The organism is Microbispora triticiradicis (assembly GCF_005864065.1).
Classification (GTDB): Bacteria; Actinomycetota; Actinomycetes; order Streptosporangiales; family Streptosporangiaceae; genus Microbispora; species Microbispora triticiradicis.
Genome location: NZ_VANP01000014.1, coordinates 150,527 through 175,598, shown reverse-complemented (window position 1 = coordinate 175,598; position 25,072 = coordinate 150,527). Strand labels below are relative to the sequence as shown.

General features: G+C 72.1%; 19 protein-coding genes. 12 read left to right on the top strand and 7 right to left on the bottom strand.

What is annotated here, in order from left to right:
* Nucleotide 1: 1 nt before the first annotated feature.
* The 5 genes from lysX to FED44_RS28945 are packed head-to-tail and all read left to right on the top strand — an operon-like array spanning nt 2 to nt 4,208.
* Nucleotides 2-871 carry a lysine biosynthesis protein LysX gene (gene lysX / locus FED44_RS28965; RefSeq protein WP_111701491.1) on the top strand — a complete coding sequence of 290 codons (870 nt, stop codon included), beginning with the start codon at nt 2-4 and terminating at the stop codon, nt 869-871.
* Nucleotides 868-1,890, top strand: coding sequence for an N-acetyl-gamma-glutamyl-phosphate reductase (gene argC, locus FED44_RS28960; RefSeq protein ID WP_111701492.1), 1,023 nt, complete (start codon nt 868-870; stop codon nt 1,888-1,890). The genes lysX and argC overlap by 4 nt, the downstream gene beginning before the upstream one ends.
* A gap of 7 nt (nt 1,891-1,897) precedes the next feature.
* The gene (locus tag FED44_RS28955; RefSeq protein ID WP_111701493.1) at nt 1,898-2,728 is read left to right on the top strand and encodes a [LysW]-aminoadipate kinase; all 831 of its coding nucleotides are present in this window, start codon (nt 1,898-1,900) and stop codon (nt 2,726-2,728) included.
* Nucleotides 2,725-3,801, top strand: coding sequence for a [LysW]-lysine hydrolase (locus FED44_RS28950; RefSeq protein WP_138462690.1), 1,077 nt, complete (start codon nt 2,725-2,727; stop codon nt 3,799-3,801). The genes FED44_RS28955 and FED44_RS28950 overlap by 4 nt, the downstream gene beginning before the upstream one ends.
* A complete protein-coding gene (locus FED44_RS28945) occupies nt 3,798-4,208 on the top strand; it encodes an MmcQ/YjbR family DNA-binding protein (RefSeq protein ID WP_208759242.1) in 411 nt (136 codons plus the stop codon). The genes FED44_RS28950 and FED44_RS28945 overlap by 4 nt, the downstream gene beginning before the upstream one ends.
* A gap of 81 nt (nt 4,209-4,289) precedes the next feature.
* Here FED44_RS28945 and FED44_RS28940 read toward each other — a convergent pair whose 3' ends face one another.
* The gene (locus tag FED44_RS28940; protein WP_165900741.1) at nt 4,290-6,284 is read right to left on the bottom strand and encodes an AfsR/SARP family transcriptional regulator; all 1,995 of its coding nucleotides are present in this window, start codon (nt 6,282-6,284) and stop codon (nt 4,290-4,292) included.
* Nucleotides 6,285-6,336: 52 nt separating this feature from the next.
* The gene (locus tag FED44_RS28935; protein ID WP_167521625.1) at nt 6,337-6,684 is read right to left on the bottom strand and encodes a chorismate mutase; all 348 of its coding nucleotides are present in this window, start codon (nt 6,682-6,684) and stop codon (nt 6,337-6,339) included.
* A gap of 613 nt (nt 6,685-7,297) precedes the next feature.
* Between FED44_RS28935 and FED44_RS28930 the strand changes: the two genes are divergently transcribed.
* The gene (locus tag FED44_RS28930) at nt 7,298-8,662 is read left to right on the top strand and encodes an IS701 family transposase (protein ID WP_111701498.1); all 1,365 of its coding nucleotides are present in this window, start codon (nt 7,298-7,300) and stop codon (nt 8,660-8,662) included.
* Here the strand turns inward: FED44_RS28930 and FED44_RS28925 are convergent.
* Nucleotides 8,606-10,519, bottom strand: coding sequence for a helix-turn-helix domain-containing protein (locus FED44_RS28925; RefSeq protein WP_138462688.1), 1,914 nt, complete (start codon nt 10,517-10,519; stop codon nt 8,606-8,608). The two genes, FED44_RS28930 and FED44_RS28925, sit on opposite strands and share 57 nt — an antisense overlap.
* Before the next feature lie 622 nt (nt 10,520-11,141).
* On the opposite strand from FED44_RS28925, the gene FED44_RS28920 reads away from it, so the two are divergent.
* Entirely contained in the window at nt 11,142-11,819 is a 678-nt protein-coding gene (locus tag FED44_RS28920; protein ID WP_138462715.1) for a methyltransferase domain-containing protein, read from the top strand.
* A 436-nt stretch (nt 11,820-12,255) separates the two neighbouring features.
* Here FED44_RS28920 and FED44_RS28915 read toward each other — a convergent pair whose 3' ends face one another.
* Complete coding sequence (locus FED44_RS28915) at nt 12,256-13,452, bottom strand: glycerophosphodiester phosphodiesterase (RefSeq protein ID WP_244302359.1); 1,197 nt, start codon at nt 13,450-13,452, stop codon at nt 12,256-12,258.
* A 292-nt stretch (nt 13,453-13,744) separates the two neighbouring features.
* On the opposite strand from FED44_RS28915, the gene FED44_RS28910 reads away from it, so the two are divergent.
* Nucleotides 13,745-14,332, top strand: coding sequence for a flavin reductase family protein (locus FED44_RS28910; RefSeq protein WP_138462687.1), 588 nt, complete (start codon nt 13,745-13,747; stop codon nt 14,330-14,332).
* A gap of 187 nt (nt 14,333-14,519) precedes the next feature.
* On the opposite strand, the gene FED44_RS28905 is transcribed toward FED44_RS28910, so the two are convergent.
* The 3 genes from FED44_RS28905 to FED44_RS28895 all read right to left on the bottom strand — a co-directional run bounded on the left by FED44_RS28905 (nt 14,520) and on the right by FED44_RS28895 (nt 19,906).
* A complete protein-coding gene (locus FED44_RS28905; RefSeq protein WP_244302357.1) occupies nt 14,520-15,695 on the bottom strand; it encodes an ABC transporter permease in 1,176 nt (391 codons plus the stop codon).
* 13 nt (nt 15,696-15,708) lie between these two features.
* Nucleotides 15,709-18,444 carry an alpha/beta fold hydrolase gene (locus tag FED44_RS28900; protein WP_208759240.1) on the bottom strand — a complete coding sequence of 912 codons (2,736 nt, stop codon included), beginning with the start codon at nt 18,442-18,444 and terminating at the stop codon, nt 15,709-15,711.
* A gap of 103 nt (nt 18,445-18,547) precedes the next feature.
* Nucleotides 18,548-19,906: an alpha/beta hydrolase family protein gene (locus FED44_RS28895; protein ID WP_138462685.1), complete on the bottom strand. Its 1,359-nt coding sequence runs from the start codon at nt 19,904-19,906 to the stop codon at nt 18,548-18,550.
* A 181-nt stretch (nt 19,907-20,087) separates the two neighbouring features.
* On the opposite strand from FED44_RS28895, the gene FED44_RS28890 reads away from it, so the two are divergent.
* Genes FED44_RS28890 through FED44_RS28875 form a run of 4 tightly spaced genes read left to right on the top strand, consistent with a single transcriptional unit; the run spans nt 20,088 to nt 24,994 of the window.
* The gene (locus FED44_RS28890; RefSeq protein WP_111701504.1) at nt 20,088-20,795 is read left to right on the top strand and encodes a tryptophan 2,3-dioxygenase family protein; all 708 of its coding nucleotides are present in this window, start codon (nt 20,088-20,090) and stop codon (nt 20,793-20,795) included.
* Nucleotides 20,792-22,021, top strand: a complete 1,230-nt coding sequence (locus tag FED44_RS28885) for an aminotransferase class V-fold PLP-dependent enzyme (RefSeq protein WP_208759239.1) — start codon at nt 20,792-20,794, stop codon at nt 22,019-22,021. Before FED44_RS28890 ends, FED44_RS28885 begins: the two co-directional genes overlap by 4 nt.
* The gene (locus FED44_RS28880; protein WP_208759238.1) at nt 22,008-23,390 is read left to right on the top strand and encodes a tryptophan 2,3-dioxygenase; all 1,383 of its coding nucleotides are present in this window, start codon (nt 22,008-22,010) and stop codon (nt 23,388-23,390) included. Before FED44_RS28885 ends, FED44_RS28880 begins: the two co-directional genes overlap by 14 nt.
* A complete protein-coding gene (locus tag FED44_RS28875) occupies nt 23,387-24,994 on the top strand; it encodes an FAD-dependent monooxygenase (protein ID WP_208759237.1) in 1,608 nt (535 codons plus the stop codon). The genes FED44_RS28880 and FED44_RS28875 overlap by 4 nt, the downstream gene beginning before the upstream one ends.
* Nucleotides 24,995-25,072: the final 78 nt, after the last annotated feature.

The following is a 25,072-nucleotide window of genomic DNA, read 5'->3' as shown; positions in this document are numbered from 1 at the left end:
CGTGACAATCAGCGCTGGTCAGGACGGTCCGCTCGCCGTCCTGACCACCCGCACGCGCCTCGAGGAACGCTTGATCTTCGAGGCCCTCGAACGGCGCGGCGTGCCGTACGAGCAGATCGACGAACGCCGGGTGATCGGCGACCTCGGCGCGCCCGTGGCGGGCCGCTACCGGGGCGTGCTCAACCGGAGCATGTCCCACACGCGCAGCCTGTACGCGGCGCGCCTGTTCGAGGCCGGGAACCTGCCGGTCTTCAACCCGAGCGCCGTGATCGAGACGTGCGGCGACAAGATCCTCACCTCGCTGGCGCTGGCCGGCGCCGGGATACCGACACCGGTGACGGTCGTCGCGCTGACTCCCGACGCCGCCCTGGAGGCCATCGAACGCGTCGGTTACCCGGCCGTGGTCAAACCGGCCGTCGGCTCGTGGGGCCGGCTGCTGGCCAAGGTCAACGACCGTGACGCGGCCGAGGCGCTGATCGAGCACAAGCAGTCGCTGCGCTCGCCGGTGCACTCGGTCTTCTACGTGCAGGAGTACATCGACAAGCCGGGCCGCGACCTCCGGGTGATCGTGCTCGGCGACGAGGTGGTGGCCGCGGTCTACCGCCGCTCCGGCCACTGGATCACCAACACCGCCCGCGGCGCGTCCACGGAGCGGTGCCCTCTCACCGACGACCTGGTGAAGCTCTCGCTGCGGGCGGCCCAGGCGGTCGGCGGCGGCATGCTCGCGGTGGACCTGATCGAGCGCGCGACCGGGGAACTGCTGGTCACCGAGGTGAACCACACCATGGAGTTCCACGGGCTCATCCAGGCGACCGAGGTGGATCTGGCCGACCTCGTCGTCGGCCACGTCCTCGGAGCGCTGGCGCCATGAGGGCCGCCGTCGTCGGCGGCAGCGGCTACATCGGCGGTGAGATCGTCCGGCTGCTGCTGCGTCATCCGCACATCGAACTGGCACAGGTCACCTCGGAACGGCAGGCCGGGCGTCCCCTGCGGGTCTCCCACCCGAACCTGCGCGGCCAGACCGACCTGTGCTTCACCCGCGAGGAGGACCTGTCGCCCTGCGACGTCGTCTTCCTGGCGACCCCGCACGGCACGTCGATGCGCTCCGTCGAACGCTGGTCGGGGCTCGCGCCGACGGTCGTGGACCTCAGCGCGGACTTCCGGATCCACGACCCGGAGAGGCGGGCGCGCTTCTACCCCGGGCCGCCGCCCGACCCCGCCTGGCTGGCCCGCTTCCAGCCCGGCATCCCCGAGCTCAACCGGGACGGGCTGCGCGGCGCCACCCACATCGCGGTGGCCGGCTGCATGGCCAACGCGGCGATCCTCGCGCTGCACCCGCTGGCGGCCGAGGGGCTGATCGGCGGCCCGGTGGTCGTCGACGCCCGCACGGGATCCAGCGGCGGCGGGCGGACGCCCGACGAGGGCAGCCACCATCCCGAGCGCAGCGGCGCGATGCGGATGGCCAAACCCCACGGGCACCGTCACACCGCGGAGATCGAGCAGGCGTGCGGGATCACGGCGCACATGTCGGTGACCGCCGTCGAGGCGGTGCGCGGGGTGCAGGTCGCCTGCCACGTCACCCCCTCCCGTACGGTCACCGAACGGGAACTGTGGGCCGTCTACCGCAAGGCGTACGGCGAGGAGCCGTTCGTCCGTGTGATCAGGGAACGCTCGGCGCTGCACCGCATGCCGGAACCGAAGATCCTGGCCGGCAGCAACTTCTGCGACATCGGGCTGGCCCTCGCCCCCGGCGGCGACCACCTGGTGGTCGTGGCCGCACTGGACAACCTGGTGAAGGGAGGTGCCGGAAATGCCGTCCAGTGCCTCAACATCGCCGCTGACTGGGAGGAGACCGCGGGACTCGACTTCGTCGGACTCCACCCGATCTGAACGGTACGTGATCAAGGTCGGCGGGTCGCTCGGCGCGGACATGTCCCGGGCGTGCGCCGACATCCGCGCGCTGGTGGACCGCGGCGACAGTGTGGTCGTGGTCCACGGCGGCGGCGCCGAGGCCGACCGGCTCGCGGACGAGCTCGGCCGCCCGAGGCGGTACCTGACCGCGCCCGGCGGGCGCCGCAGCCGGTACACCGACGCGGCGGCGCTCGACGTGCTCGTCCTCGGCATGCTCGGCCGCCTGAAGCCCCCGCTGGTGACCGAGCTGCTCCGGCTCGGCGTCCGCGCGGTGGGCCTGTCGGGAGCCGACGGCGGGATGGTCACCGCCCGGCGGACGCCTCCGGCGAACGTCGTCGTGGACGGCGTCCGGCGGGTGGTCCGCGACGACCTGTCGGGGCGGATCTCGGCGGTGGACGCCCACCTGCCGCGGACGCTGCTCGCGGCGGGGTACGTGCCGGTGATCTCGCCGCCCGCGTACGACCCGGAGTCCGAGGCCGGGTCCGGCGGGTCCGGGCTGCTCAACGTGGACGCCGACCGGTTCGCCGCGCATCTCGCGGTCGCGCTGGAGGCCGACTGGCTCATCATCCTGTCCAACGTGCCGGGGCTCCTGCGGGACGCCGGCGACCCCGCCAGCCTGGTGGCCGAGATCCCGTGCGAGGACCTCGCCGAGTACCTCGACCTGGCCGGCGGGCGCATGAAGGTCAAACTGCGGACCGCGGGCGAGGCGTGCCTGGCGGGCGTGCCGCATGTCGTCCTCGGCGACGGACGCGGTCCCTCGCCGGTGCTCGCCGCACGGGCCGGAGCAGGAACCACCCTCGTCAAAGGAGCGCGATGACCAGCAGCGTGACCGGCGGTACGACGAGCAGGGCCGAGACCCTGCTGCGCCGGATGGTGGAGGTGCCGTCGCCGACGGGTGAGGAGGCCGAACTGGCCGCCCTGCTCGCGCGCGAACTGCCCGATTGGGGATTCCGCAGTCACATCGACGAGGTGGGAAACGTGATCGGCAGGCGGGGCGACCCCGACGCGCCTATGATCATGTTGATGGGTCACATGGACACCGTGCCCGGCGACATCCCGGTCCGGCAGGAGGGCTCCCTCCTGTACGGGCGGGGCACCGTGGACGCCAAGGGGCCGCTCGCCACGATGATCGCGGCCGCCGCCGCGGCGGACCTGCGCGGCATGCAGGTGGTGGTGGCGGGGGTCGTCGAGGAGGAGACCTTCGGCAAGGGCGCGCAGCACCTCGCCGAGACCTTCCGGCCGGACGTGGCCGTCGTCGGCGAGCCCAACGGCTGGGCCGGCGTCGGCATCGGCTACAAGGGCCGTGTCATGATGCGCTACGACGTCAGCCGGCCGGCGGTGCACACGGCCAGCCCGGAGGAGAAGGCCACCGAGGCCGCGGCCCTCTTCTGGGACCGGGTCCGGTCCTACTGCGACTCCTACTGCGAGGTGGTGGGGGCGGGCGACCGGGCCTTCGACCGTCCCATCCCCACGCTGAACGACATCACCGGCACGATCGAGCAGGCGCTGATGACCGTGTCCGTACGCACCCCGCCGGGGTTCGACCTGGCGGCCTTCGAGCGCTTCGTCACCGACGCCGCGAGGGACGGGACGCTGTACGTCGACGACCGCACACCGCCGGTGCGGGTGGACCCCGCGGGGCCCGCCGTACGGGCGCTGTGCGCCGGCATCCGGCGCCGGGGGGAGCGGCCGAAGCTCAAGCTGAAGACCGGGACCGCCGACCTGAACATCGTGGAGCCCCGCTGGCAGGTGCCCATGGCGGTCTACGGTCCCGGTGACTCCAGCCTCGACCACACCGATCGGGAGCACATCGACATGATCGAGTACGGCAGGGCCGTGGAGGTCCTGCGTGAGGCGCTCGGGATCCTCGCCCAGGCGGAGTGGCGTTGACGGCGGAGGTTCCCGGCGAGATCGTGGCCCGCCTCCGGGAGGCCTGCCTGCGTCTGCCCGAGGCGTACGAGGAGCAGGCGTGGGTGGGCACGCGGTGGCGGGTGGGCAGGAAGACCTTCGCCCACGTGCTCGTGGTCCAGGACGGCCGGCCTCCCGCGTACGCGCGGGCGGCCGGCACGTCCGGGCCGGCGGTCGTGCTGACGTTCCGGTCGTCCGGGGAGGAACTGGCCGCCCTGGGCGGCCTCGGCCATCCGTTCTTCCGGCCGCCCTGGTTCCGCGACATCGTCGGCATGGTCGTCGAGGAGGACGTGGACTGGTCCGAGGTGGCGGAGCTGCTCGCCGAGAGCTACCGCCACCTGGCGCCCAGGAGGCTGGCCGAACAACTGGACCCGCCGCCGGAGCGCTGAACCTCCCCGGCCCCGGCGGCTCGGCCGCCCTGGGGGCCGGGGTCGTCGTCACCCGTACCGTCGTCGCCGGCCGTGGCATCGTCACACGCTCGTGGCGACGAGCGGCTCGCGGAGTTCGGCGAGGTTGGGCCGCTCCTGGGCGAGCCACACGTCGGCGTACTGGGCGATGTCGCGGATGATGGTCCGGCCGATGCGCAGCACCGAGGCCGGCGCGGGACGCGACAGCCCGTTGCGGGGTGAGCGGAGGGCCACCCGCGCGTGCTCCTCCAGCCACAGGAACACGTCGAGGAGCCGGTCACGGGCCTTGGCGCGGGTCGTCGCGTCGAGCTCCGCGGTCGCGATCGCACGGGCCCGGATCCGCACCAGCGAATGGAACTCGTAGCGGGAACCGCCCAGGCCGTCCTCGCTCACCACGTCGAGCATCTGGTGGTCGACCAGGACGTCGAGCAGCCGCTGCGCCTCGTCCTCCGACAGGTCGGCGACCGCGGCCGCCGCCCAGGCCGACACGTGCGACAGGTTCATGACGCTCAGCAGCAGCCACAGCGTGCGGGCCACGTCGGGCAGCCGCTCCGCCGAGGCGACGAGCCGCGCGCCGGTGTCCAGGGAACCGTAGGTCAGCTCGGTGATCCTGCGGTCCTCGTCCGACAGGCGGTCGACGAACCGGTCGAGCCGGTAGGCCGGGCGGGCGTTGAGGCGGGCGCCGGCGGCGCGGATCGCCAGCGGCAGGTGCCCGCAACGCTCCACGACCAGCCGGGCGCTCTCCGGCTCCTGGGCGACGCGCTCCGCCCCCACGAGCTGGGCGAGCAGTTGCACGCCCTCGGCGGTGGTGAGCCCTTCGACGCGGCGCATCGCGACACCGGGCGCCTGGATCATGCTGGGCTGGCTCGTGCACAGCACCACGCTCCCCCGGTCACCGGGCAGCAGCGGCTCGATCTGCTCGTAGTCCGCCACGTCGTCCAGCAGGATGAGCAGGCGGCGCCCGGCGCTGACGCTGCGGAACAGCGTCGCGCGGCCGGACAGGTCCGGCGGGACGCTCCGCTGCGGCACCCCCAGCGCGTGCAGGAACTCGGCGAGCACGTCGGCCGGCTGCCGGGGTTCGGTGCTGCCGCGCAGGTTGGCGTGGATCTGCCCGTCCGGGTAGTGGTCGCGCACCTTGTGTGCCGCGTGGACGGCCAGCGCCGTCTTGCCCACGCCGCCGCGGCCCACCAGGGCGATGACCCGCGGCCGGTCGGCCCGGTCGTGGTTGAGCTCCCGGCACAGCCAGTCGACCTGGTCGAGCCTGCCGGTGAAGTCGCCGACGCCGGCGGGCAGCTGCGCGGGGATCTTCGCCGCGTGCCGGGCACGCTGCGGGAACGGCGAGGGGACGGGGTGCCCGGAGATGATCCGGCGGTGCAGGTCCTGCAGGCGCGCGCAGGGATCGAGGCCGAGGTTGTTGACCAGCGCGGTCCGGCCGGCGCGGTACACCGCCAGCGCGTCGGCGCGCCGGTCGGACAGGTACAGCGCCGTCATGAGCTTGGCGCGCAGATGCTCGCGCAGCGGGTGCTCCTCCACGAGCAGCCTGAGCTCACCCACCAGTTCGCGGTGCCTGCCCATGGCGAGTTCGAGGTCGAGGCACTCCTCCAGCACCGACAGCCTTCGCTCGGCCCAGTAGGTGGCGACCGCCTCGATCACCGCGCTGTCGAGTTCCGCGAGCGGCTGGCCGCGGAACAGCGACAGGGCCGCGCGGTACTCCTCCGCCGCACCGCCGAGATCACCGTCCTCCACCCTGCTCCGACCACGGGCCACGGCCCGCTCGAACAGCCACGCGTCCAGGCCCGACTCGCCGAGGCGCAGCCGGTATCCCCCCTGGGTGGTCTCGATGATGTTCGCGGGCGCGCCGGCCGCCTCGAAGACCGAACGCAGCCGCCACACACAGGTCTGGATCTGCTTGTCCGCCGTGATCGGCGAAGCGTCCCCCCAGACCGCGTCGATGATTCTCCCCACCGACACGATCTTGTTTGCCTCGGTCGCCAGAAGCGCGAGAACGGTCAGCTGCCTGTTCTTGGCAAGCTTGACGACCGTATTTCCCACACTCACCTGAAAAGGGCCCAGTATTCGAAAGAATACTTCGCCCTCATCTGTCTCGGTATTACACTCGGGTCCCATCGGCTACGCCTCCAGCTCCGCCTGCCCGGGTATGTTCAGAGGTGTGGGGTCCGATCGACGTTCCCATGATTCCGGCCTCCAGCCGGCAGGCCTCGTCGATGAGGAGAACGGCCACCTGGACCAGAAGGTCCGGTGACACGCCCAGCTCCCGCGCCCGGCCGGCGTAGGCTTCACGAACTGCGGTGACGCGGTCCGGCTGCATCATGGAAATTCCCTCGGCCAACTTCACGTGAGCCACCTGAGCACACAGCCCGAGACGTTCGGCGATAATTTCCGCCAATTTCCGGTCGAGGCTGTCTATTTGCGCTCTGAGTACGTTGAGTTTCGCCACGGGAAACGTCCCTTCGAACCAACGGATGCGCCGGCGGCGCACCAGGATGAGGCGCGCACTCGGCAAAGTTAGGTGTCGGATCTCTTAGGGCGGTATCACGGTGTTCCCCCCTTAGTCCTGGTGTGCGGCAACTTCCCGGTATGTGGAGGATCGTCCGGGAGGCCTGGGGGGTCGTCAACGGATATCCTCAAAATCCGTCATGTCTGTGGTAAGGCAGATTTCTCAAGATTATCGCCATTTCAGCCAACTTTGGGGCCCACCGCACACAGTGACCAGGGACTGTCTCCGCCAGGCCCTCCGCCGACCGGCCGGCACCGGACCGCGGGCCACGCCGCCGCCCCGCTCCCACCGCCGCGGGCCGTACGGAACACACCGGGGTGACCGTGCCACACGCGCACACCCGCCCGGCGTCCGCCCGTGGTGGCCCGGCCACACTCCGGACGAGTGACCGGAGCGAGAAGGTCTCGGGCCTGGAAGCGCGAAAAGGGCGCGGGGTGACGGCGTCACCACCGCGGACGGCCACATGAGGGCGAGCGCATCTAGGCGCGCGCCGCGCCCGCGGCCGATGGTGGAGGCGACACGTCCGCCCGCCATTCGCCCGGGGTGACCCACCATGCGCGACACGCGCAGCGCAGATCCGGACCGCATCCTGCCCGACGAGATCCTGCCCGCCGAGCTCTGCGCGGCGCTCTTCGCGCCTCTTCGCCGCCGCGACCAGCGCAGCAGGGGAATGGACTACCTGTACGGACTTCTCACCGCGACCGGACGAAAGTCGATCAGGAACATCGCCGGCGTGATCGGCGGCCCGGCCACCGAGCAGAGCCTGCACCACTTCGTCTGCGACTCGACCTGGGACTGGATGCCGGTGCGGCAGGCGCTGGCCGAATACGTGATCGGTGTCGCCCCGCCACAGGCCTGGGTCGTGCGGCCGGTGCTCATCCCCAAGGCGGGCGAGCACTCGGTGGGCGTGGACCGGCGTTTCTTCCCCGGTCTCGGCCAGGTGGGCACGGCCCAGCTGGCCATGGGCGTGTGGCTGGCGTCCGAGCAGCTGTGCAGCCCGGTGAACTGGAGACTGCACCTGCCGGAGGCGTGGCTGGACGACAAGCGGCGGCGCAGCCGGGCCGCCATTCCCGAGGGCGCCGCCGCCGACACGCCGTCCGGCTGCGCGGTGAACGCCTTCCTGGACCTGTCGGCGTGGGACCTGCCCGTGCGGCCGGTCGTGCTCGACGCGCGGGAGCTCGACGTCCACGTTCTCGCGCGGGGGCTCGGCGACGCCGGCGTCCCGCTGCTCGCCAGGATCGACGGCGATCAGCAGCTCTGCCTTCCCGGCCGGGCGCGTGCCCTCTCCGCCCGGCAGATCATGTCGGCGGCGCGGCACACCCGGCGCCGCGTCGAGATGCCGGACACCGACCCCGGGCGGCACACCCGCCTGGTGGCCACGGCCTCCGTCGTGGCGCCGCACCGCCACGACGGAGGCACCGCCCCCCATGTTCCGAATCCGGGGGCCTCGAATGCCGGGGCCCTGAATTCGGGGGCCTTACCGGCCGGGGCCGTACAGTCGGGGGTTGTACGGCCCCGCGCCGCGCGGCCGGGTGGAGTTCCGGTGAGCAGGGCCGGCGGGACCGCCGACACGGGCGGCCACGACCGGGAGCTGCTCCTCCTGGGGATCTCCGGAATCGGCGAGGCACGGCCGGGCGAGCTGTGGCTCACCAACCTGAACACGCCGGATCTCACCACGCTGGTCAGGCTGACCCGGCTGCTTCGGCTCGTCGACGAGGACTTCGCCGACGTATCCGACGACGTGGGGATGAGGGACTTCACCGGCCGGTCGTTCTCCGGATGGCACCGCCACACCACGCTGGCCTCGGCCGCCTGCGCCGTCTCGGTCCTCACCGAGCGGGACAGGACCGCGGCGCGCGGCTCACCCGCCTTCCCTCCCGGTGCCGGGTGTGATGGAACCACCGAGCAGGTGGCGTAGGCGCACGAGCCGGAGCGCCAGCTGGATGTCCAGGGAACGCTCGGTGTCCTGCCAGCCCGGGCCGAGCAGCTCGCCGATGCGTTCCAGACGACGGGACACGGTGTTGGGGTGGACGTGCAGCTTCTCGGCGGCGTACGTGGGACTGCTCCCCGACTCGAAGTACGCCCCGAGAGTCTGGACCAGTTCGGTCGACCGCTGCCGGTCGTACTCCAGCACGGGCCCGATCGCCACGGCGATGAATCCGTCGATGTCCGGGCTGTCGGCCAGCAGGACGCCCAGGAAGCCGAGATCGCCGACCGAGGCCGCGGAGCCGCCGGCCCCGAGGGTCGTCATGGCCTCCAGACAGCGCAGCGCCTCGGCGAACCCGGACCGGACCGACGCGGGGTCGGAGACCGGACCCGCCGCCGCGACCGTCACCGGAGTGTCCAGCAGAGGGGACAGCTTGGCGGACACGGCCCGCGCGGCCTCCCCCGGGTCCGACCCCATGAGCAGCAGCACGTTGCACCCGTTCTTGACCGTGTGCAGGCCGCCCATGCTGTGGGCGTACGACGCGGCCCACACCGCGGCCTTCCCCCTGGCGGCGCCGTCCGTACGGCTCAGCACGACGACGTGGTCGGTGTCGAGGTCCATGCCGAGCCACCGGGCCCGCTTGCGTAGCCGCTGGGCCGGACGCGGGGGGTTGGCGAGGAGGTCGTCGAGCAGTTCGCCACGGTCGCCCGCCTCAAGCATGCCCGGTTTGCGGTCCAGCAGCACGAGCACCGCGGCGACCTGCGCGACGATGCCGAGCAGCCGCCGCGCCCATTCGTCCAGCGGCTCCGTGGGGAACACCAGCAGGGTGCCGAGGTGTCCGTCGCCGGCGAGGACCGGCGCCGCCCACATGCCCTCCAGGTAGAACGGCTCCCGCGCGGCGTGCGCGTTCATCCGGGCCAGCAGGACGAGGTCCTCGCGTTCCGGCAGCCGTCCCGCCGTGGCCAGGACCGCGCCGTCCGCGGCCCGCAACTGGACCGAGGCCCGCAGGCGGTGCCCGGCCTCCTCGGCCAGCGTCTGGAAGTTCCCTCCGGAGAGGGCCATGTCCATGAGCCCCTGATGCACCTCGGCGAGGTCCGCCAGGCTGCCGAGCTGGCTCTCCGCCTCCTCCACCCGGATGCGCAGCGACTCCGCCCGGCCGGTGGCCACCTCCAGCCACCGGGCTTTCTCGATCATGGCGCTGGCGAGGCTCGCCAGCGAGCTCAGCAGCGAGATCTCGTCCACCTTGAAGTGGCGGACGTTCCGGTCGCCGACGTACAGGATGCCGAACGGCGCCTTCTCGTACACCAGCGGCGCGGCCATGATCGCGTGCAGCCCCTCCGCCCGCACGACCTCGTCGGTCCGCTCGCTGTGCACGAAACGCTGGTCCACCAGGTAGTCGGGGGTCCAGAACGGCAGGCTGTCGGTGAGCACCTTGCGCCCGACGCCCCCGGTGTTCGGCAGCCGCAGTCCGACGCTGAGCATCGAGGTGTGGCCGTCCGCCGCGCGGATGCACACCTCCTTCAGGTCGTCGTCCGGCATGCCGATGTAGGCCATGTCCACGCGCAGCAGCAGCCGCGCCCGCCTCGTCGTCACGTTGAGCAGGACGTCGAGATCCGGCGGCTTGGCGAGCTCCCTGGCCGTGTCGACGAGCGTCGCGAAGGTCCCCTCACGCTGCTGGTGCCGTTCGAGCTGGGCGTGCACCGCGAGGCTCAGGCGCTTGGCCCGCTCCAGTTCCTCGAGCCCTTCACCGGTCACCCCGTTTCTCCGTGCCACGGCCACGACCATCTCGAACTCGTCCGGCGACCCCTCCCGCGCCAGGAGTTCGAGAAAGGACAGCGTGTCAGCCATACATCGCCTCGCAATCGGGAAACTGGCGGGGCTCGCGACCGTCCGTGCGGGGGTGGCGGAGGAGCCCGTGTGGCGGACACGGGGACGAAACGGCGAGTATAACCCGTTGACTCGTCGTCACAGCAGGGCCCTTTCCTGGGGGTGATGGAGGCCGGGCACGAGGGTGCAGGCTGGTCACTCGATAGGCGAAATGTCCGTCCTTACGGTCCTACATGTCAACTAGATGTCAAGTTGACACGGACCTTAACCACGCGTCGGATCGACTGGCGGATGGCGCTTCCATCGCCGCCGCCAGGTCCGGTTGAGGTGATCATAACTGCCGCCGGCCGCCTCGTGACCCCGGCGAACACCCCTGCCTGCCTCCTGTTCAGCGCCGCCGCCTCGCCCGCTCCCGGGTTCCCGCCATCGGGCGACACGGTGACTCCGTCACCATCCGAGACCGGAAAGTGTGTTGTGCCACAACCTTTCCCGGCCTCCCCTCACCGGGTGAAAGTTAGCATAAGCCGTATTGCCGACAAGGAGGGAGAGAAACAACGTGACCCTGGAGGCAAAGAGTTACTTACGTTCACTAGAACGAAGTCAGCGCTCGCGAACACGAACCGACCGTCCGAGCGTGTTCAGCATGTACGACCGCGAATGGGACCTCCTGCCCGAGGTTTTCGCTCCGATCTATTCTCCTTCGACTCAGATCGCGATGGGATTCCTGGGACTCGTGGAAGACCCGGACGTTCCCCGCTGGGGCTCCCTTCTCGAAATGGGATCGGGCACCGGACTGATCTCCGTGTCGGCCGCGCTGGCCGGGTGCGCGCACGTCGTGGCGCTCGACATCAACCCGGAGGCGGCCCGCAACACGGCGATGAACGCCACGCGCCACGGTGTGGCCGACCGGGTGGACGCCCGATGCAGCGACCTGTTCACGTCACTTGGGGAAGGCGAGCGCTTCGACCTCGTTTTCTGGAGTTCGAATTACGTGCTGGCCCCGCCCGGATTCGAATACGCCAACATGCACGACCGGGCGTACGTCGACGCGGGTTACCAAGCGCACCGCCGATTTCTCCAGGAAGTGCCGAACTGGCTCACCCCGGACGGCGTCGCACTCATTCATTTCAGCACCCGCGGCGATCTGGTGGCCCTCCTGCGGGGCGCCGGGGACGGCGACCGCAGCCTGCGCCTGCTGGCCGACCGGACGGTGCGGGAAGGAGAACTCGACATAGAGCACATGCTGCTCGAAGTGACGGTGAGCGCGCCGCGGCGGCGGGATCTCGCCTTCGCCGGCTCGAACGGCACCGCGCACGTGTGATCGGCTGAAGTCGGTCCAGGATTCACCCAAAGCCTCTCCCTCCCTCCTCGCGGTTCTCCCCATGCCACGCGCCTTGTTCGCGAATCTGGGCAGGACACCGCATCGACCCTCCTGGCCCACGCGACCCTCCGCGTGTTCGGCGCCTCCATTCGCGTGCGGCGCGGACAATCGCCCTGACGCCTCACCCGGTTCATCGTCGCCCGCGGGCCGCCACGCCGTTTCCCCGAACCCGGCATTTCTCCCTGCGACCTGAGAAAGCGCCGCACGGCCGCGGTGCCCCTTTCCTGACGATCCACCCGTAGATTCCCCGATCCGCGCGGGGCTCCGTCCGGGTTACCGCCATCCCGGCACGTCACGAGAGGTCCGCCCCCGATCCGTACGGCGCTGTTCGCGCGGCGCCGTACGGCGGGGACGGGCGGCAGGGACGGGCGGCGGGTCAGCGTTCGGCGCGTGCCGCGACGCCGATGTCGGTGTTGTCGGTGAAGACTCCGTCGACGCCCGCGGCGAAGAACCTCTTCAGCTCGCCGAACAGGTCGCCGTAGTCGCCGTCCCGGTCCGACGACCGGAAGTCCTTCGGCAGGGTGTCGTTCTCGGCGCGGAACGTGTACGCGTGCACCACGAGGCCCGCGCGGTGGGCGTCCCGGACCAGGTTGGTGGCCTGGCCCAGCGTGCCGTCCGGGTTCCGTCCGATGACCATGTCCTTGTCCGGGCCGATGCCGGCGGCGTAGGTGGCGATCTCCCGCAGTCCGGCCGGAGTGACCAGGTCGGCGTAGGTGCGCGGGTCGCCGGACTCGGCGAAGTCGGGCGGTGCGCCGTCCTTGTAGAGCAACTGGATCAACGGCACCCGCAGCCGCTTGTGGAGTTCCTTGAGATTTCCCACCTCGAAGGACTGCACGATCACCTTGGCCCGCGGCGTGTTCAGCCCGTTGGCCTCCAGCGCGCGGACGAGCTTGGGTTCGATGGGCATGCCGAGCTTGCGGTAGTAGGTGGGGTTCTTCGTCTCCGGATACATGCCCACGTCCCGGCCGAGCTCCCGCGAGAGCCGCCGGGTCAGGTCGATGATCTCCTGGAACGTCGGGATCTGGTAGTGGCCGTCGTAGATCGTGGTGTGCTGGCGGATCGACGGCTCGTCCTCCCTGCAGCGCAGGGTCTTCAGCTCGGCCAGCGTGAAGTCCTCGGCGAACCAGCCGGTCATCTCCCAGCCGTCGAGGCTCCTGGTCTTCATGCGCCCGGCGAACTCGGGGTGGTCCGCGACGTCCGTCGTCGAGCCGATCTCGGGCGAGTGCGAGGCCACCAGGACGCCGTCCTTGGTCAGCACCAGGTCCGGCTCGATGTAGTCCGCCCCCATGCGCACCGCCAGTTCGTACCCGGCGAGGGTGTGTTCGGGCCGGTACGCCGAGGCGCCGCGATGCGCGATGATCACCGGCCCGGACGTCTGGCCGCCCAGGACACCGGTGCGCTGCGCGGTGGCGTCCGCGGCGGGCAGCACGGCGACCGTCGCCAGCACGCTCATCGCCACGGCCGCGCCGGCGCGCGCCGCCCTCCCCCGCCGTGACCGCAGGCGGACGGGCGCCGAGTTCGCCGGTTCTGAGGGAGCGGGTGGCGCAGGAAGCCTCCGCGGGTTCGATGTCATGACGCGATCTCCTCGACTGGACGCTTCCGGGTGGCACGTCCGGCCCACGCGCGGCAGGCGGCGGGCGGACCGGCGATGCAATTGCACCAGCGCCCAGGCTCGACGTGCTCTCGTGACGTTCTCGTCCCGCACTGCACTGCACTGCTCTGCGCTGGCCTGCACCGGTCGGCTTGCGGCGGATGACGGCCTGATCGCGGGCGGGGTCTCGCGCCGGGACCTGTGACCTGCGCGGAGGGCGTCTCCCGCAGGGCGGCGAGAGCTGGATGATAGGCAGCCCCGTTACGGTCGGAGGGTGATCATTCGACGGGATGACCCGAGGACGACACCCCTGCCGCACATCGCCCCGTCGGTCGACGGCGACACCTTCCGCGAGGCGATGGCGCAGATGGCGGCACCGCTGACGGTGCTCACGTGCTACGCGCCGGACGGCCGGATGTGCGGCCTGACCGTGAACGCCGTGTGCTCGGTCTCCCTGTCTCCGCCCATGCTGCTCGTCTGCCTGAACCGGGCCAACCTGAGCCATGACGCCGTCGTCGGCGCGCGGGAGCTGTGCCTGCACGTGCTCGAACCCGGCCAGCAGGATCTGGCCCTGCGGTTCGCCTCGCCCGTCGACAGGTTCCGCGGCCTGGACGTCCACCCCGGCCTGGCGCCGGAGCTGACCGACGTACGGCTGCGCGTGAGCTGTGAGCCGGCCGGCGCGCTGGACGGCGGCGACCACACGATCCTGCTGGCCCGGGTCGTCCGCGTGGTCAGTCCGGACAGGCGCGACGGCGGCGGGCTCGTCTGGCACCGCCGGAGCGCCGCCCGCGTCTCGCCGCTGCGCCGCCTCAACGACACCATCGGAGAAGGGTTCGGCGAAGGGCTCGGCGCCACCGCCTGACCATTCCCCAGGCGTCTTCCAAGCGTTTCCCAGTCGTCCTTCTGACGCCGGCTTCTCAAGCCGCCCTCGCAAGGCGCCCTCGAAGGCGCCTCTGACGCTGCCTGTGGCGGCGCTCTTCGCGCCCGCCCCTGGCGCCCGCGTCGCACACCGTCCCTGAAGGCGGCTCTGACGCTGCCTCGCCTGGTGGTCAGGTCGTGATGTCCTTACGGCTGAACCGGTAGGCGGCGAGTACGCCGAAGACCAGCGCGTACACCAGCGAGACCAGCAGGCCGTCGGCCATGCCGGTCACGTCGGCGTCGGTGGCGAACAGGCCGATCCACGCCCAGGCGTGGTGGGTGGGCAGCAGGTCGCGGAAGGACCCCAGTGCGGTGATCTGGTCCAGGATCTGGGAGAGCACCGACGCCAGTGCGGCGCCGCCGACCGCTCCGAGCGGGGCGTCGACGGTCACCGACAGCCAGAGCGCGAGGGCCCCCACCCAGGCGAGCTGCACCACGGTGTAGCCCACGGCGACCGCCAGCATGACCACGCTGCGGCCGAAGGGGACCGCGTCGCCGGCCGGGCTGGTCGCGTCGCCCGGGCCGTACCAGATCACGCCGGCGATCAGCGCCACCACGGGCAGCAGGCCGAGCGCGAGGAGGGAGAGCAGCGCTGCCGTCACGGCCTTCTGGCGCAGCAGCCGGAGCCGGGGCACGGGGATCGCCAGCAGGTATTTCAGGCTCGACCATGACGCCTCGCTCGCGACCGCGTCGCCGAAGAACAGCGCGACCACGACCGGCAGCAGCAGCGAACCCGCCAGGTAGAGGGTGAAGACGACGAAGTTCGGGCCGCTCGTGACCGCGAGGTCGGCGTAGGTCACCGCGCTGCGCGCCGGGTCCTGCCCGCCGATCTCGAAGGCCGCGACCAGCACGAGCGGCAGCAGCGCGATCAGTGCGAAGACAAGCTGGGTGCGTCTGCGGCGCCACTGCCTGCGCAGCTCGACCAGGACGCGGAGGGTTCCCCGCGGCCGGTATCCCGCCGCCGCGCCGGTCCTGGCGTCCGCACCGCCCCCGACGTCCGCACCGGCCTCGCTGTCCGCGCCGGTCGACGCACCGTTGGAAGCGCCGAAGGCGGCGCCGAGGTCCCCGCCCGCGCTCCGGCCGGTGGTGCGGCCGGTGCCCGGGCCCGGGCCGATGTTCTGGCCCGCGCTCCGGCCCGTGTCGCGGTCGGAGTTCTGGCCGACGTCGCGGCCGGTGCGAGGGGCCGTGTTCTGGCCGGTCGTCGCCGCGTCTCCGTCGTACGGCGGCGCGTCGCGGACCGGACCGCCCGCGTCCTGCCTGGTCACATCCTGGCGGGTGGTCGTCGCCTCGCGTTCCGGAGCGGTCACCGGGTTACACTCCTCACGATTCCTCCTGGACGAGCCGCAGGAAGGCTTCCTCCAGCCGTTGCCGCGGCGCCACCCGGTCGACGGCCACACCCGCGAGAACCAGCCGCTGCACGGTCTCCCCACGGGCGACGCCGTCGAGGTTGGCGTACACGGTGCCCTCCTCGACGCGTACGTCGGACACGCCGGGCACCGCGCGGAGCAGACCGGCGGCGACGTCCGGGCGGTCCACGGCGAATCCGGTCTCCCCCGAGCCCGCCGTGATGGCGCCCACGGCGTCGTCGGCGATCACGCGGCCCCGGTGGATGACCACCACCCGGTTCGCGGTCTGCTCGACCTCCGCCAGCAGATGCGATGAGACGACCACCGTACGGCCGGTCGCGGCGTACCGCCGGAGCACCCCGCGCAGGTGGTGGATCTGCGGAGGGTCGAGACCGTTGGTGGGCTCGTCGAGCACCAGCAGATCCGGCAGCCCCAGCATGGCCTGCGCGATGGCCAGCCGCTGCCGCATGCCCTGGCTGTAGGTGCGCACCCTGCGCTCCACGGCGTCGCCCAGGCCGGCGATGTCCAGCGCCTCGTCCAGCCGGGCCTCGGCGGCCGGCCGGCCGGTTGCCGCCCAGTAGAGGCGCAGGTTCTCGGCCCCCGACAGGTGCGGGAGGAAGCCGGCGCCCTCCACGAAGGCCCCGATCCGCGACAGCACCGGAGCGCCGGACGTGACCCGGTGCCCGAAGACCCGCACGGTGCCCGCCGTGGGCGTCACCAGCCCGAGCAGCATGCGCAGGGTCGTGGTCTTGCCCGCGCCGTTCGGCCCGAGCAGGCCGAGGACCTGGCCGCGCCCGACGCGGAAGGACAGTCCGTCCACCGCCTTCACCCCGCCGGGGTAGCTCTTCGTCAGCCCTTCGACCACCAGCGGGGTGCCGGCCAGCGCGGGATCGAAGTCGGGCTGGCGACGGCGCACGCCCGCGAGCACGCTCAGCAGCAGTCCCACACCGAGGACGGCGGCGATGCCGAGGAGTTTGCCGACCGGCCAGGCCGTCTCCATCGCCGTGCCCGGCACGACGGGCGCCCGCAGCGCGCCGATCACTGCCACCCGGTAGACCGCCGGGGCGGTCGACGGGCGGTACGTCTGGTCCGTGGTCGCCACGGTCAGCTCCAGCTCGTGCCCGCTCACCGCGGAGTGGACGATGCCGGGCAGGCTCACGTTCACCTCGACGGGGGATCCGTCGGCGGGCAGCGACGGCAGCCGGACGGCCGCGACCCCGTTTCCGGGCAGAGTCCTGGTCCCGTCGGGGCCCTTGTCGTACAGCTTGACGAACAGCGCGCCGTCCCCCGGCGCGCCGACGGCGGAGACCCGCAGCCGTACGGTGGGCGCGCCGGCCACCAGCAGCGGCGCCTTCAGCGCGGCGGTGGAGAACTTCGCCGACTGCCCGGGCAGGTCCATGCCGACCATCGAGGCGAGCCACGGCGTGCGCGACAGGTAGCCGTTCAGGCCGGGGATGCCGCTCACGGCGGCCGGCTGGCCTCCCGGCGGGTTGACGATCGTCTGCTCGCCGCCGATGAGCTGGGCGGACCAGCTTCCGGTCGCGCCGGAGAGCAGGCCGGGGTAGGCGCGGGCCCGCACGGTGCGCACCGCCGCCGATCCGTCCGGCCGGATCGAGCCCTGCACCTGGTATTCGAAGGGACCGAAGGGATCGGTCCCCCGGCCGAGCAGCCGCAGGCGCAGCCAGTCCGCGATGCGCGCCCGCAGCGCGGCGTCGGGACGGTCGCCGTCGTGGCCGCCCGCGTACCACACCATCTGCACCGAGGTGCCCGCGCGGGCGATCTGACGCGCGGTGACGTCGGCGTGGTCGAGCCCGAACAGCGTGTCCTGCTCGCCCTGCACCAGCAGGGTCGGCGCGGTGATGCGGCCCACCACCGACGTGGGCGAGAGCCGGTGCAGCAGCCGCTCCAACGCCGGGGTCGGCGTGCCCGTGGTGGCCAGTTCGGTGTAGGCGCGGCAGATCTCCGGCGTGAACCGGCCGCACTGGGGGGAGTCGCCGAACTGCCCGCCCCCGCCACCCGGATCGCTGCCGAAGCCCATCGAGTACAGCCAGCCGGCCCACGAGCTCTTGAATACGCCGCCCGCGGCGAAGGCCGTCGCGGACGGCGTGGCCGCCGCCGGGGCGCCGGCCGAGTTCGGCAGCAGCGCCTGCATCAGGTCGTTGTAGGTGATCACCGGGACGAGCGCGTCGATCCGGCGGTCGAGCCCGGCCAGCAGCAGGGACAGCGCTCCGCCGTACGACGCCCCGGAGACCGCCACCTTGGGGTCGCCGGGGCCGTCCTTGAGCACATCGGCCCTGCGGGCCAGCCGGTCGAGCAGCCGCCGCGCGTCGGCGACCTCCAGATCGGGGTCGTTCAGGCCGATCCGCCCGCCGCTGCGGCCGAAGCCGCGCGCCGTGTAGGTCTGCACGACGAACCCGGCCTCGGCCAGTTCGTACGCCTCGGCGTCCACGCTGTGCTTGTCGCCGCCGAACCCGTGGGCCAGCAGGACCGCGGGCGCGGGGGTGCGCGTCGGCAGGTAGAGGCTGGTGTCCAGGCTCACCTGCCCGGACGCGCCGGGCCCGGCGGGAACCTCGACGAAGGCGCTCTCCACGCGCACTTCGGCGGGCCGCTGGGTGTGCAGGGTCAGGGCGGTCACGCCGAGCGCGGCGACGACGAGCGCGGCGACCCGGAATCGCGCCCGCTGCGGTTTCAGCCACCCGAGAAGTGCCACGGCTGCGACGCTAGACATACGGGTTATCACCTGGGTCTTAGGTCGTGCCCGACGGGTCGTGGACGGGATGTGCCAGATGTCCCATGGTCGATGTCGCCACGGGTCATCCGAACAGCAGGCCCCAGTAGGCCGCCCAGGGCAGCAGCACCGCGCCGCCGCCGAGGAGCAGGCCCAGCCGTACGCGCTCCGCCCGGGTGATGTGCCGCCGGGCGCGCCACCATGCGGCCGCGACGAAGGCCATCGCGGCGACGGCGAGCAGGACGACCCCCCGGAGCGCCAGGTAGGGCACCACCACCCCGCCGACGGCGCCCGTACTCTGGGTGAGCAGGAGGGCGACGACGTAGCAGACGAGGCCGAGGGGGGCGAGCAGCCCGCAGACCGCCAGGAGCCGGGCGGTCCGGCGCATGCCCGGATCCCGCTCCGGCCCCCGCGCGGCCGCGGCCCGGCGCCGGCGCCTCCGCCCGACGAGCCCGGCGCCCAGGTAGGCGGAGAACAGCACCGCCATCAGCAGCAGCGCGCCGCCCTGCGCCCAGGCGGACTCGTACCAGGTGTGCGGCTCGACGGGCAGACTGGTCCGCTCCTGCGAGGGCGGCGCGTCGGACCGCCCGGCCGCCTTCGGGCTCTTCAGCCACGCCGTCACCAGGTCGTAAAACTCGGGGACGATCCAGGTCGTGCCGCGGGCGAGCGGGTGGGTGGCCGAGGAGACGACCCGCATCGTGTAGTCGTGGTTGCCGCCCTGCTCCAACGCGTTCCGGACGACCGCCATCGACTCGGCGGGCGGGACGGTGTGGTCGTCCGCCCCCCACACGGCGAACACCGGCTGACGCACCCGGGTCAGCGCGGGCGCGGGATCGAAGGCGGCCTCGGGGAACTGCCCGAGGCCCTCGGCCAGCCGGACGCCGTTGAGCGCGAGCGGGCCGGACACGCCGTCGTGCCGCAGCAGGTTGTCGAGGTGCCAGGCCGTCTGCCGGGCCGGCTGCACGCCGCTGGCCGCCAGCAGCACCACGAAACCGACCTCCGGCGAGCGCGCGGCCACCAGCGGCGCCACCCAGCCTCCCTCGCTGATGCCCCACAGCCCCACCCGATCCGGGTCGACGTCCGGGCGGGCGCGCAGCAGCCGCACCGCGGCCAGCGCGTCGTCGGCGAGCTGGGAATAGGACCGCTGCGTCGCCGAATATCCGGCCGTCCGCTTTTCGTAGACGAACGTCACGACGCCCGCCTCGACGAAGGGCGCGACCATCTTGTGCAGTTCCTCGCGCGGCAGCCAGCCGGACACGGAGACGAGCACCAGGCCGGGACGCCGGTGGCCCGTCCCGGGAGGAGCGAAAACGGTGCCGTTCAATCGCGTTCCGTCGCTGGTGAACGTCACCTCCTCGGCTCCGGCCGGTCCCGGCTCGAGCGTGAGCGCGGCCGTCATCAGCAATACGCCGACAAGGCCCAGCAGTTTCCGGGCAGCAAACATGGATTCTCCCGTCCATTGTTTGTCGATTCGCCCTGCGGAAGAATTGACGGCCCGGCTGTGCCGGGTCTCCGATTCTCCGTACGCCCGCGCATAACCGGCAATTCACTGAGACCCGGATGATAGGACGTCCTCGTACCGTCGCCCCATGAATGTCGACGAGTGAGACATTGGGGTTCGCTACATGAAGGACTACTCCAAGCAGGTGCTCACCGGCGAGGGTGACACCGATTACGCGAGGTATATGCGGACCGATACCTTGCTGTCCTTGCAACGCGGCCCGGACGAGGTCGTGCACCGGGACGAGCTGCTCTTCCAGGTCGTGCACCAGACCACCGAACTGTGGCTGAAGCTCACCTGCGCCGACCTCGACGAGGCCGCCGAGCGCATCGGCGCGGAGGAGCTGGAGAGCGCCACGGGCCTGCTCGGCCGGGCGTCCCTGGGCATCGAGCTGGTGACCGGCCAGCTGGAGATGATGCGGCACCTGTCGCCGTGGGACTTCCAGCTGATCCGCACGGTGCTGGGGCACGGCTCGGGCGCGGACTCACCCGGCTGGCGGGCCATCCGGGGGTGCGGGCGCCGGCTCGAAGCGGCGTTCGCCGCCATGGTCCGGCGGCGCGGGCTCGACCTCGCCGAGCTGTACCGGAGCGGGCTCCACAGCCCCGAACACCGGCTGGCCGAGGCGCTCATCGAGTGGGACGAGCGCATCTCCCTGTGGCGCGTACGGCACTACAAGATGGCGACGCGGGTGATCGGGCATCAGGTCGTGGGCACCCAGGGGACCCCCGTGGACGTCCTGGCCAGCCTGATCAACTACAAGTTCTTCCCGGAGCTGTGGCAGCTGCGCGACGAGCTCACCCGCACCGGCCCCATGGCAGAGACCGCGTTATGAGCGGCACGAGCAGCGCCGCGGCGGCGTTCCGGCGGCGCTTCCCGATGCTGGAACGCACCGTGCACCTGTCGAGTTGCAGCCTGGGCGCCCGCTCCGCCGACCTCGACCACGCGCTTGGCCGGATGGCGGCGGACATGACCCTGGGGGCGGGCGCGTGGGAACGGTTCTCGCGGCAGGTCGACCGGGCGCGCGCCCGGTTCGCCCGGCTCATCGGCGCCGACGCCGACCGGGTGGCCGTGGTGCCCAACGCCTCCGTCGGGGCCTACCAGGTGGCCTCCACACTGGGCCGGCGGCGGGGACGGCACCGGATCGTGAGCAGCACAGCGGAGTTCCCGTCGATCTCCCACGTGTGGCTCGCGCAGGGCCGCGACGGCACGGAGGTCGTCCACGCCCCCTGTGCCGGGAAACCCGTGGACGCGACCGCCGACGGGTACGGCGACGACGGTGCCGGCGACTGGGCCGGCGACTGTGTGGCCGACTACGCCGCGCTGATCGACGAGCGCACCCGGCTCGTGTCGGTGCCGCTGGTGACCTACGCCGAGGGCCGCGTCATGCCGGTCGCCGAGATCGCGGCGATCGCGCACGCCGCCGGTGCCCCGGTGTTCGTGGACGCCTACCAGGCCGTGGGGGTCCGGCCCGTACGGGTGGACGAACTCGGCTGCGACTTCCTGGTGGCCGGCACGATGAAGTACCTGCTCGGCCTGCCCGGCCTGGCCTTCCTCTACGTACGCGCGCCGGGGTCACTCGGTCTCGATCCCGTGCTGACCGGGTGGTTCGGGCGCGTCGATCCCTTCGCCTTCGACGTAAGCCTGCTGGACTTCCCCGCCGCGGCCACCCGGTTCGAGACCGGGACGCCCGCGGTGCCGGCGGCCTACGCGGCCAACGCGGGGTTCGACCTCGTCGAGCCGCTCGACCTCACCGAGGTGCGCGACCACGTGCTGGCCCTGACGGACCTGGCCGCCGGCGGCCTGCGCGAGCGGGGTGAACAGGTCGTCCTGCCGCCCCGGCGGACCCGCGGCGCGCACCTGTGCCTCTTCGACCCCGAGCCCGAGTCGCTGGCCCGGTTCCTCGCCGAACACGGCGTCAGCGTAAGCCCACGCGGCCGGTACGTCCGGATCTCGTGTCATTTCTACAACGACGCCGGCGACGTCGCGGCTCTGTGCGCGGCCGTCTCGGCGTACCGAAGCAAGCATGGATCGTGCGGTGGTGTCCGTGTCCACAGCTGAGCTGAGCTCCTGGCTGCGCAATCCCGACCTGATGAAGTTCCCCTACGCCGCGGTGGTACGCGAGTATCACCACGTCGGCAAGCACTTCGTGCCCCCGGAACTGCTCCGGATGCTGGCGGAGGCGCGGACGCTGCTGCCGTCCCTGCACGGACCGTGGCCGCACGTCCACACGCTCGCCAGTTTCCTCGACACCGCCCTGGACAAACCCGACCAGCGCTACGACTACCCCACGTATCTGGCGCTGTCGCTGCTCCAGCTCCCCGGGCCGGACGACCCCCTGGAGCAGGCCCTCTTCGCGCGGCCGCGGTGCGACCGGCTGATCGCCCAGCTCGTGGCCGACGCGCTGGCCTTCGAGCTGGCCGCCCAGGACGGCCGTACGACGCTGCTGCCCCGCATGCGGCCGGACGCGGCCGTGGTCGGCAAGCGCTACCGGCACGGGCTGCGGGTGCTGCGGCCGGTGCTGGGCCGGATGGCGCTCGACTCGGGGCTGACCGAGGTGGGCCCGGCCGACCAGGCCCGCCAGGCGTGCGCGGCGGTCCGCGGCGACATGTCCTTCGCCGAGCGGAGGGCCATGAAGCTGAGCATCCTGCCCGTCGACACCATCCACGACGAGTACCTCTTCCTGCGCGTGCTCCAGGCGTTCGAGACCACCTTCGCGCTGCTGTCCACGCACCTGCGCGGCGCGATCGCGGCGCTGCGGCAGGGCGAGGTGGACCGGGCGGTGTACTTCCTCGACGGCGCCCGGACCGCGCTGGAGGAGTCGGGACCGCTGTTCTCGATGCTCGCCACCATGCAGGTCGAGGCGTTCCGCACCTTCCGCCAGTTCACCGAGGGCGCCAGCGCGATCCAGTCGCGCAACTACAAGCTGGTCGAGTCGCTGTGCAGCATGCCCGACCCGGGCCGGATCGACTCACAGGCGTACTTCTCGGTGCCGGACGTGCGCATGCGGGTGCTGGCCGGTCAGGAGACCCTCGACGAGGCCTGCGCCGCGCTGCTCGGCACCGGTGTGCCCGAGCCGGACCGCGTACGGCTGGGCGCGGCGATGGAGTCCTTCGCGCGGACCCTCGCCCGCTGGCGCCAGACCCACTACCGGCTGGCCGTACGCATGCTGGGCGAGGCCTCCGGCACCGGATACACGCAGGGCACGCCCTACCTGGCGGCCGTCCGCGACCTGCCGGTGTTCCGCACCCTGCAGAACGGCGTGCCCGGCGGCGGCCTGCACCCGAACGGTGTGCACGCCAACGGCAACGGCAACGGCAACGGCAACGGGCTGCACGACAACGGCCTGCACGGCAACGGCGAGAACGGCCTGCACGCGGACGGCGAGGCCGTCCTGGAGGCCGACAAGGAGACGAGGAGGGCGCCGTGAGCGGAATCGAGGCACCGGTCGGCATCGTCGGCGCCGGGCCGGTGGGACTGGTCGCGGCGCTGCGGCTGGCCGGCCACGGTGTGCCGTGCGTGCTGCTGGAGGCGAACCCGCACCTGGTCAAGCAGGGATCCAAGGCGTGCCTGATCCAGGGCGACGTCCTGGAGGTGCTGGACAAGTTCGGCTGCGCGGACCCGATCGCCGAGGAAGGCGTGACCTGGGACGTCGCCCGGACCTACGTGCGCAACCGGGAGATCAGGGCGGCTCGGTTTCCCCGCGGACCCGGCTTCGGGCCGTTCGTCAACATCTCGCAGCACCGCATCGAGCAGATCCTGGTGCGGGCGGCGGAGGCCGAGCCCCTCTGCGAGCTGCGGTGGGACCACGAGGTGATCGACGTGCGCCAGGACGAGGACGGGGTCACCGTCCGCGTGCGCACCGGCACGGGTGAGCGGGAGCTCGCCTTCTCCTACCTCGTCGCCTGCGACGGCGTGCGCAGCCGGCTCCGGGAGCTGATGGGCGTCCGGTGGACCGGCTACACCCACCGCGACCGGTTCCTGATCACCGACATCAAGGCCAAGCTGCCGCTGGCGCAGGAGCGGCACTTCCACTACGACCCGCACTTCAACCCCGGCCGGCAGCTCGTCATGCACCCGCAGCCGCACGACATCTGGCGCATCGACTGGCAGTTGCCGCCGGACGCCGACATCGACGCCGAGCGTGCGGACGGGCGATTCGACCAGCGGGTCAGGGCGGTCATCGGCGACATTCCGTACGAGGTGGACTGGGTCAGCACCTACCGCTTCCACCAGCGGGTGGTCGAGCGGCTCCGGGTGGGCCGGGTGCTGTTCGCCGGCGACGCGGCGCACGCGCTGCCGCCGTACGGCTCGCGCGGCATGAACAGCGGCATCCAGGACGCCGACAACCTCGCCTGGAAGCTCGCGCTCGTCCTGTCCGGCCGCGGTGGCGAGGAACTGCTGGACAGCTACCACACCGAGCGGTACGCCGCCGCGCTGGAGAACCTGCGGGTGACCGAGGCGACCATCCGCTTCATGGTGCCGCCCAACCTGGTCAGGCGCTGGACCCGCGCGGCGCTGCTGCGCCTGTCGCGCATCCTCGGCCTCGCCCGCCGCCACGTCAACAGCGGCAAGATGGCCGAGCCCTACACCTACACCGACTCCCCCATCGTCGAGCGGGGACACCCGCTGCTGGGAGCGTTCGCGCCCGACGGCGAGGTCACCGTGGACGGCGTGCCGACCCGGCTGCGCCGGCTTCTCGGCGCGGGATTCACCGGGCTGGTCTTCGCGCCCGGCGTGGCCGAGGCGCTCCCGGTCGTCGAGGCCGCGCGGGCGCGGCCGTGGGACCTCCCCGCCCGCCTCGTGATCGTGGTCCCCCCGGACGCCCCGGCGGCCGCGGCGCCCGCCGGGACCACCCTCGCCCGGGCCACCGGGCCGGCGCTGCCGGAGACGTACGGCGGGCTGGACCAGCCGGTGTGGTGGCTGGCCCGGCCCGACGGCCACCTGTCCGCCACCGGCGGGTCCGGCGAGCGGTTCGCGGCCGCACTGCGCGCCTCGGCGTCCGCCGGGGAGCTTTCGCTCGCGAAGGGCTGACCGCCCCCTCCTCTCACCTGTCCTCCCACCCGTCCTCCCGACCAGGTCCGATTCCTCCCCGCCGGAGGCGGGGTTCTT

Excerpts from the sequence above, each read along its gene's own strand:
- argC (WP_111701492.1), top strand. The coding sequence starts at position 868 with ATGAGGGCCGCCGTCGTCGGCGGCAGCGGCTACATCGGCGGTGAGATC.
- FED44_RS28950 (WP_138462690.1), top strand. The coding sequence starts at position 2,725 with ATGACCAGCAGCGTGACCGGCGGTACGACGAGCAGGGCCGAGACCCTG.
- FED44_RS28930 (WP_111701498.1), top strand. The coding sequence starts at position 7,298 with ATGCGCGACACGCGCAGCGCAGATCCGGACCGCATCCTGCCCGACGAG.
- FED44_RS28925 (WP_138462688.1), bottom strand. The coding sequence starts at position 10,519 with ATGGCTGACACGCTGTCCTTTCTCGAACTCCTGGCGCGGGAGGGGTCG.
- FED44_RS28920 (WP_138462715.1), top strand. The coding sequence starts at position 11,142 with ATGTACGACCGCGAATGGGACCTCCTGCCCGAGGTTTTCGCTCCGATC.
- FED44_RS28915 (WP_244302359.1), bottom strand. The coding sequence starts at position 13,452 with ATGACATCGAACCCGCGGAGGCTTCCTGCGCCACCCGCTCCCTCAGAA.
- FED44_RS28895 (WP_138462685.1), bottom strand. The coding sequence starts at position 19,906 with ATGTTTGCTGCCCGGAAACTGCTGGGCCTTGTCGGCGTATTGCTGATG.
- FED44_RS28890 (WP_111701504.1), top strand. The coding sequence starts at position 20,088 with ATGAAGGACTACTCCAAGCAGGTGCTCACCGGCGAGGGTGACACCGAT.
- FED44_RS28885 (WP_208759239.1), top strand. The coding sequence starts at position 20,792 with ATGAGCGGCACGAGCAGCGCCGCGGCGGCGTTCCGGCGGCGCTTCCCG.